Below are 6537 nucleotides of genomic sequence, written 5' to 3'. Positions count from 1 at the left end.
CGGTCGATGCCGTCCAGCAGGTCCTGCTCGTACGCGATGCCCGGACGCACCGGGTCCGCCGACTTCCCGCGCCCGGCCGCTCCCCCAGCAGTCTCAGCCCGGCGATGGAGCGGCTGCGGGGCCTGGGTTGACTCCCCCGTCGTGTTCTTCGACGCCTTCGAGCTGCTGGATCAGGGCCCTGAGCGTCGCGATCTCGTCGTGCAGGGCCTTCTTGCCTGCCTTGGTGAGCTGGATCCAGGTACGGGCGCGCTTGCCCTCGTAACCCTTGTCGATCGTGACCAGACCGGCCTTCTCCAGGACACCGAGGTGTTGGGAGAGGTTGCCGGCGGTGAGACCGAGGGTGGTGCGCAGGAAGGTGAACTCCACCCGGCGGGCCTCCTTGGCCACCGCGAGGATGCCCAGGCGGACGCGCTGGTGCACGACGTCGTCGAGGCTGCTGGTGGGGTGCTCGGTCATCCGGCCGACCGCCCCTGGGACCGGTGCAGCAGAGCGAGGACGATGCCGCCGACCAGGAGCACACCGCCTTGCAGCAGCAGGTTCGGGAGGAAGGCCCACGGGGACGGGTCGGGAAGGGCACCGGAGTTGAGCATCGCGATCAGGTACCCGCAGGTCACGGCGAGCAGCGGCCAGCTCCGCTCGATCCGGGCGAGCAGCAGCAACGCCAGCCCGATCGTGCCGGCCGGGCTCACCAGCCTGTCGGCGAACTGGGAGAACAGCGAGGGCTCGTGCGGCTCGGCGAGGAACCCCGGGTGGGCCGCCGTCCACGCCTGGTCGGCGGCCATGAGCAGGGCGAGTGCGACACCCAGCACCAGGTAGGGCCGGATCCGGGTCCCCAGGCCGAGCTTGGCGGAACGTCGGAGGTAGAACCAGCTGATCGCGGCATAGGCCAGCAGCAGCGCCACCGGCCAGTACCACATCGCCGGGGGCAGGGAGTTGACGCAGAGCCCGCCCAGGCCGTGGGCCGTGTCGCAGGGACCCTGCCCGTATCGGACGATCGGTGCCACGGCGAGTCTCACGACGGCGAAGACCAGGAGCGGGAACCAGGCACCGCGTTGCTCAACGCGGACGCGGTGGACCAGAGCCCCGGTCGCTGCCAGGAGGTGCCGGGGGTCACTTGAGGGCGGAACGGGTTGAGTCGCCATAGGAACGAGGTTTGCATGGCAAACCAGTTGTGTCCAGAGACCTATCTGTGAAGTGTCATGGGCAGACCTGAGCCGGTAGCTGACGGACCTTCCGATGCGGAGTGGGAAGTCGGCGGGTCCGACTTCCCACTCCGCACCGTCACCCCGCCAGCGCCAGTGACCAGATCCGCTCGGCCAGGGCCTCGGGCGGCTGCCCGCCGTCCACCACCAGCTCGCAGCGGGGCCGCAGGGGCTCGATGTGGCGCTCGTGGGCGGCCCGGCGGTGCTGGACGTAGTTGTGCAGCAGTACGGCCACCGGGAAGTCGCCGCGAACACACTTGCGGTCGATCTTGCGGGCCAGCCGGAGGTCCGCAGGCAGGTCGACGAAGACGTCGAGGCGCGGGCCGCGCGAGCGCGGGGTGATCAGCCGGGCGAAGAGTCCGTCGACGATCACGGCGGCGGAGGCCGCCAGCGCGGCTTCGGTGTCGGCCGTGAGCCGGTCGAAGTCCACCGAGGCCGGGTCCCCCACGTCCAGGCGTGGGACGCCGGACTCATCGGGCGCCCAGACGCCGCCTCGCCCCGGCGTCGGGAAGTAGTAGTCGTCGGCGTGCAGCACGCCCACCGGGCCGGGGCGGGCCGGCGAGGCCGCCAGCGCCCGTGCCAGCGCGGTCTTTCCGGCCCCGGATCCGCCGGTCAGGGTCAATAACATGTGACACAGCATGGCAGGCCGCAGCACTGCCACACCCTCCTCACGCACCCGGGGCCGGTCCGCATCGCGCGGACCGGCCCCGGGGCGCACGGCAAAACTCAGAGGCGAGCCTCAGCAGCAGGGGTTGCCGTTGTTCGCGCTGACCGCCTGCGGGGCGTGGGCGGGCGCGGCGTTGCTCGGCGCGACGGCGAACAGCAGCGCCGCACCCAGCACCAGGGCGGCGGCGGCGACAGCGGTCTTGAACATGGCGGATTCCCCTACGGATCGTCAGACACGGAAACCGCCAGTCAAGCCACCTTGTCGCCGCACTGTCAATGACTTTGGGTCAACCAACAGTTCGACTTCACCCATTGTTCGGCCGTTGGCCTACGGCGCCGCGTCGCCGCCCCGGATCTCCTCCAGCGACTCGTGCATCAGCGCCCGGGCCCGGGTGAACCAGTCGGCGAGGACGGCGACCTCGTCCGGGGTGTAGTCGGCGAACAGTGCGCCGATCCGCTCGTAGAACGGGCCGTAGACCTGGAGGATGCGCTGCTGCGCGTCGTCCGCCATCACCACGCGGACCCGGCGGCGGTCGGACGGGTCGGCCTCGCGGTGTGCGTAGCCGGCCTTCTCCAGCCGGTTGAGGACGCCGGTAACGGCGCCGGTGGTGAGCTGGGCACGTTCGGCGAGGTCGCCGGCGGCCATGGACTCCCCGGCCATGGCGGCCTCGATGACGAAGCCGAGACAGGTCAGGTCAGTGACGTTGAGCCCGAGCCGGGCGGCGATGTCCTGCTGGCCGAACTGGGCCAGCGCGATCATCCGGTCCATCGCGTAAAGCGCCTGCTCAGGGGTTGCCTGGGGGCGCGGCTTGCCCTTCACCCGGAGTCTCCTTAGTATCTAAGTTACTTACCTCGTGAGATAAACGATCGACTCGTCCACCACCACCCGTCCATCACACCAAACGAGGAGACATGGGCGCACACGGCGATCACGACATGGGGCACACCGTCGCAGGCTGGACCGGATCCGTCATCGCGATCCTCGGCTTCACCATCGCGGGCGCGGCCCTCATCCTGGCCTCCCCCACCGGACTCTGGCTCGGCGCGCTCGTCACCGCCCTCGGCGGCGTCGCCAGCTGGCTGCTCCACCTCGCCGGCCGGGGCAAACCCACCGGCCCACGGCCCCACCACCTCCGCCACTGGCGCACCCCCGACCCCGCCGGACGCCGGGGCCACCCCGACTGCCTCGGCTGCCGACTCGCCGGCCGCACCCCCGTCGCGGCCGGCGAGCCGGACACCTCCCCGGCGCCGGTGCCGGTGCCCGTGGCGCTCAGCGGCCAACGGCGCAGCTAACGACACTGCGACGTCCCGGCCGCGAGGCGGTCACGGGCGCCTTGTCGGGGCCCCGCCACGGGTACGGTCAACTCACGGTGCCCGTAGGCGAATTCCACCGGGGGAGACCAATGCGCCGCACCTGGACACTGTTCGTGCCGGCGGCCGTGCTCGTGCTCGGGCTGGTCGCCTGCGATCCGATGACCGACCCCGCCCACACCCTGCCGCCGGACGACCGGCCCGGGTACGCCATCCCCACACCGAGCCCGCCGAACGCCCCGATGCCCGAGCTGCGCGGCCAGACCGTGCTCGCCGCACGGGCGTTGCTGCCCCTGTGGTACCCGGTCAGCGTCCACGACGCGGATCCCCGCGGACGGACCGTGGTGGTGCAGTGGGAGTGGCGGGTGTGCTCGCAGAGCCCCGAGGCGGGGACGGTGCTCGCCGGGCAGGTGGTCGACCTCGCGGCGATGCGGGTCGAGGAGGCCTGCCCGTAGCAGGGCGGGCGCCGTAGGGCGGGCGCAGCAGCGTGCTACTTGCCGGTGTGCACCTGGGTGTTCTGGCAGGCGTGCAGCAGCCACCGGCCGTCGGGCTCGCGGGTCATCACGTACAGCGGGGTGCCCTCCGAATCGCCCTCCGCGGCGCCCCCCGGCACGTGGTAGACCTGCCGCACCTTGACGGCCGCCACGTCCGGCCGCAGGAACTGCACGTGCGCCACCTCGTACGTGACCTCGCCGTCCCAACTCGCCTGCGGCAGCACGCTGCGGGTGAACTCGGCGATCTCGGCGAGGCCGACGAGCACCTTGCCGTGGGCGGTGGTCCACAGTGCGTCGGGGTGGAAGAGGGCGAGGAACCCCTCGGCGTCCTGGGCGCGTTGGGTGCGCTCGATGGTGGCGACGATCTCCTCGATGGCCTTGAGGTCTTCGGCTTGGTTCACCTGGTTCGCCTGGTTCATCTGCTTCGCCTGGTTCAGCTGGCTCGTCATGCGGATCACTCTGGACCTTGAAGTGCACTTGAGGTCAAGTGCCGGGAGCCGCCGTCCTCGAGAGCTCAACTCCCGTGCGGTACAGCTCCACCAGCAGCGGACGCAGCGCCCGGCCCGCCACCGTCAGCCGGTACGAGGTCCGCACCGGAAAGCCGCGCAGGCGCTCGCAGGACACCAACTCCCGTTCTTCCAGGGCGTGGAGGCGATCCGCCAGGACCTTCGGACTGATCTCCGGCAGCCGGCCGCGCAACTCCCCGAAGGAGGCGGGTCCGTGCATCAACTCCCGTAGCACCAGGGTGGTCCAGCGGCCGGCCAGTGCCGACAGCGCCAGCTCCACCGGACACTCCGCCTCGGGCCGTGCCGTCCGGCCGCGACTGTCCGGCACCAACTCGGCATCCCACGACCGGCCGTCGTCGCTTCCCGTTTGGTGACCTACGCCGCGCCCGGCTTCACTGCTCGCTTGACTTCCTCCCCACCAGCCTCCCCCTCACCACCGACCCCGCACAACACCCGGCCGCCTTCGCCGCCGCGTTCAACACCGGCGACCCGGCCGCCGTCACCCAGGTCTACGAACCCGGCGCGGTCTTCGCCCCCACCCCCGGTGTCGGCGTCACCGGCCCCGAACTCACCCGCGCCAGCGCCGACTTCCTCGCCCTCGGCCTGCCCATCACCGTCCGCCCCCGGCACACCTACGTCGCCGACGACATCGCCCTCCTCATCGTCGACTGGACCATCGAGGGCACCACCCCCGACGGCACCCCCGTCCACCTCACCGGCACCGCCACCGACGTCGCCCGCCGCGGCCACGACGGCCACTGGCGCTACGTGATCGACAACCCCTTCGGCACCGCCCACCCGCCGGCCGGGGTATGACAGGCACTGCGGCCTCACCACGCCAGCCCCCTGCCGAGGCGTTTGCTCGGCGGGGGGCTTGCGCTTGCCCTGGGGTCAGACGGAGGCGGCGGGGCCGGTGGGGGGTGTGGTGCTGCCGGCGGTGGTGCCGAGGGTGCGTTCGACCTTGGCGACGGCGGTGCGGTACTGCATGGACGCGAGTTGGGAGGAGCCGGCCTCGCGCTGGAAGAAGCCGTAGGCCATGCCGACGGTGCCGAAGCGTTCGAGGCCGATGTAGGCGTTCAGCGGGACGCCCGCGATGGTGCCGTCGAGGCGGACGGCGGGGGCGTCGGGGCGGTCGCCGAGGACGATGGGGGTGACGGTGAAGGTCACCGCGTCGGTGGTGCCGGCGTTGAAGGTGAGGGAGTGGCAGCTCTTGAACGCGTCGCTGGCGGTGTTGAAGTCGGCGGTGAGTTTGGCCTGGTCCTCCGCGGTGAGGGACTCGGTCACCATCGGGTTGCCGTCCTGGCCGTCGAGTTCGACCTCGACGTGCGGGGTCGCCGGGCTGGGTTCGCCGGCGTGCTGGTTGATCAGGTTGCTCAGGGCGTCGCAGCCGCTGACCGGGGAGGGGTTCTCACCGGGGCTGGGGCTTTCGGTCGAGGGGATCTCGGTGTACCCCGGGCCGAGGTCGGCGGCGGTGAGCAGGGCCGCCTTGAGCTGCTCGGTGGTGGGCAGGTCCTGGGCGGCGGCGTGGCCGGCCGGGGCCAGGGCTGCCGCCGCGGCGAGGGCTGCGGCGGCGAGGACGTGAAGAGGCCTCGGGTGGGACATGCGGGCCCCCGGGAGAGAGGTGGGGCAGGGACTGCTGACCAGTGTCCCACCGGGGTCCACCCGGAGCGCGCGGGCAGGGAACGGCGCAGGTCAGGCAGGGTCCCCGGGAAGTGCGGCGAGGGTGTCGGCGAGCCACTGCACCCAGAAGGTCTCCAGGCCGATGCCGGCCCGCAACACCGCGTGCTGGAGCCTGACCCCGGTGTCGGCGCCGTCGGCGGTCCCGACAGTTTCGGCCGGGAAGTCGCGCCGCTCGATCTCCAGGTAGTCGTCCAACTGCGCGCGGTGAAGGGCGAGGTGGCGCTCCAGTTCCTCCGCCAGCCCGCCGGTGCCGACCACCGCCGCCGCCCGCAGCCGCAGCAGCAGCGGTTCGCGGACGGCGCGTGGTTCGGCGCCTTCGGCGGTCCAGCGTTCGAGCTCGGCGCGGCCCGCGGGCAGCACCTCGTACTCCTTCTTCTGCCCGCGGACCGGGCCGGTCTGCGGGAGGGCCCGGATGTGTCCGGAGCCCTCCAGCCGGCCCAGTTCGCGGTAGATCTGCTGGTGGGTGGCGGGCCAGAAGAAGCCGATCGACTTGTCGAACCGCCGGGTGAGCTCCAGCCCGGAGGAGGGTTTCTCCAGCAGGGCGGTGAGGATGGCGTGCGGCAGTGACATGGGTCGATCCTAGGCGGCCACCGACGGAGCCCCACCGAACGAGCCCCGTCGAACGAACCCCGCCGCGGGAGCCCTTCCGGAGGAACCCCGCCGGAGGAGCCGTCCGAG

12 protein-coding genes are annotated in these 6537 nt (G+C 71.8%); 3 read left to right on the top strand and 9 right to left on the bottom strand.

Annotation, left to right across the window (positions count from 1 at the left end; all coding sequences use genetic code 11):
* Positions 1–93: 93 nt before the first annotated feature.
* The 5 genes from ABTY15_RS31465 to ABTY15_RS31445 form a co-directional block, all read right to left on the bottom strand.
* Positions 94–456, bottom strand: a complete 363-nt coding sequence (locus ABTY15_RS31465) for a winged helix-turn-helix domain-containing protein (protein WP_350602674.1) — start codon at positions 454–456, stop codon at positions 94–96.
* A complete protein-coding gene (locus tag ABTY15_RS31460; RefSeq protein ID WP_350602673.1) occupies positions 453–1004 on the bottom strand; it encodes a hypothetical protein in 552 nt (183 codons plus the stop codon). The genes ABTY15_RS31465 and ABTY15_RS31460 overlap by 4 nt, the downstream gene beginning before the upstream one ends.
* 277 nt (positions 1005–1281) lie before the next feature.
* On the bottom strand, positions 1282–1830 hold the full coding sequence (locus ABTY15_RS31455; protein ID WP_350602670.1) for a uridine kinase family protein: 549 nt from the start codon (positions 1828–1830) through the stop codon (positions 1282–1284).
* Between the two features lie 111 nt (positions 1831–1941).
* Positions 1942–2076 (bottom strand): hypothetical protein, encoded by a 135-nt coding sequence (locus tag ABTY15_RS31450; RefSeq protein ID WP_350602668.1) that lies wholly within the window; start codon positions 2074–2076, stop codon positions 1942–1944.
* Positions 2077–2196: 120 nt separating this feature from the next.
* Entirely contained in the window at positions 2197–2688 is a 492-nt protein-coding gene (locus tag ABTY15_RS31445) for a MarR family transcriptional regulator (protein ID WP_350602666.1), read from the bottom strand.
* Positions 2689–2780: 92 nt separating this feature from the next.
* On the opposite strand from ABTY15_RS31445, the gene ABTY15_RS31440 reads away from it, so the two are divergent.
* Both ABTY15_RS31440 and ABTY15_RS31435 read left to right on the top strand, forming a co-directional pair.
* Positions 2781–3161: an HGxxPAAW family protein gene (locus ABTY15_RS31440; RefSeq protein ID WP_350602660.1), complete on the top strand. Its 381-nt coding sequence runs from the start codon at positions 2781–2783 to the stop codon at positions 3159–3161.
* 110 nt (positions 3162–3271) lie between these two features.
* On the top strand, positions 3272–3634 hold the full coding sequence (locus ABTY15_RS31435; protein WP_350602658.1) for a PASTA domain-containing protein: 363 nt from the start codon (positions 3272–3274) through the stop codon (positions 3632–3634).
* Between the two features lie 35 nt (positions 3635–3669).
* On the opposite strand, the gene ABTY15_RS31430 is transcribed toward ABTY15_RS31435, so the two are convergent.
* Together ABTY15_RS31430 and ABTY15_RS31425 are read right to left on the bottom strand one after the other, a co-directional pair.
* The gene (locus tag ABTY15_RS31430; RefSeq protein WP_350602683.1) at positions 3670–4092 is read right to left on the bottom strand and encodes an SgcJ/EcaC family oxidoreductase; all 423 of its coding nucleotides are present in this window, start codon (positions 4090–4092) and stop codon (positions 3670–3672) included.
* 64 nt (positions 4093–4156) lie between these two features.
* The gene (locus tag ABTY15_RS31425) at positions 4157–4459 is read right to left on the bottom strand and encodes a winged helix-turn-helix transcriptional regulator (protein WP_350602653.1); all 303 of its coding nucleotides are present in this window, start codon (positions 4457–4459) and stop codon (positions 4157–4159) included.
* Between the two features lie 20 nt (positions 4460–4479).
* Between ABTY15_RS31425 and ABTY15_RS31420 the strand changes: the two genes are divergently transcribed.
* On the top strand, positions 4480–4995 hold the full coding sequence (locus ABTY15_RS31420) for a YybH family protein (RefSeq protein ID WP_350602651.1): 516 nt from the start codon (positions 4480–4482) through the stop codon (positions 4993–4995).
* A 75-nt stretch (positions 4996–5070) separates the two neighbouring features.
* Here ABTY15_RS31420 and ABTY15_RS31415 read toward each other — a convergent pair whose 3' ends face one another.
* Together ABTY15_RS31415 and ABTY15_RS31410 are read right to left on the bottom strand one after the other, a co-directional pair.
* A complete protein-coding gene (locus tag ABTY15_RS31415) occupies positions 5071–5781 on the bottom strand; it encodes a hypothetical protein (protein ID WP_350602647.1) in 711 nt (236 codons plus the stop codon).
* A 90-nt stretch (positions 5782–5871) separates the two neighbouring features.
* Positions 5872–6429 carry a PadR family transcriptional regulator gene (locus ABTY15_RS31410; protein ID WP_350602644.1) on the bottom strand — a complete coding sequence of 186 codons (558 nt, stop codon included), beginning with the start codon at positions 6427–6429 and terminating at the stop codon, positions 5872–5874.
* Positions 6430–6537 lie beyond the last annotated feature (108 nt).

Origin of the sequence: Kitasatospora sp. NPDC097643 (genome assembly GCF_040302625.1) — a bacterium.
In the GTDB taxonomy this organism is placed as follows: Bacteria; Actinomycetota; Actinomycetes; order Streptomycetales; family Streptomycetaceae; genus Kitasatospora.
This window is presented reverse-complemented; position numbering and strand designations above follow the sequence as displayed.

Excerpts from the sequence above, each read along its gene's own strand:
- ABTY15_RS31465 (WP_350602674.1), bottom strand. The coding sequence starts at position 456 with ATGACCGAGCACCCCACCAGCAGCCTCGACGACGTCGTGCACCAGCGC.
- ABTY15_RS31455 (WP_350602670.1), bottom strand. The coding sequence starts at position 1,830 with ATGTTATTGACCCTGACCGGCGGATCCGGGGCCGGAAAGACCGCGCTG.
- ABTY15_RS31450 (WP_350602668.1), bottom strand. The coding sequence starts at position 2,076 with ATGTTCAAGACCGCTGTCGCCGCCGCCGCCCTGGTGCTGGGTGCGGCG.
- ABTY15_RS31440 (WP_350602660.1), top strand. The coding sequence starts at position 2,781 with ATGGGCGCACACGGCGATCACGACATGGGGCACACCGTCGCAGGCTGG.
- ABTY15_RS31435 (WP_350602658.1), top strand. The coding sequence starts at position 3,272 with ATGCGCCGCACCTGGACACTGTTCGTGCCGGCGGCCGTGCTCGTGCTC.
- ABTY15_RS31430 (WP_350602683.1), bottom strand. The coding sequence starts at position 4,092 with ATGAACCAGGCGAACCAGGTGAACCAAGCCGAAGACCTCAAGGCCATC.
- ABTY15_RS31415 (WP_350602647.1), bottom strand. The coding sequence starts at position 5,781 with ATGTCCCACCCGAGGCCTCTTCACGTCCTCGCCGCCGCAGCCCTCGCC.
- ABTY15_RS31410 (WP_350602644.1), bottom strand. The coding sequence starts at position 6,429 with ATGTCACTGCCGCACGCCATCCTCACCGCCCTGCTGGAGAAACCCTCC.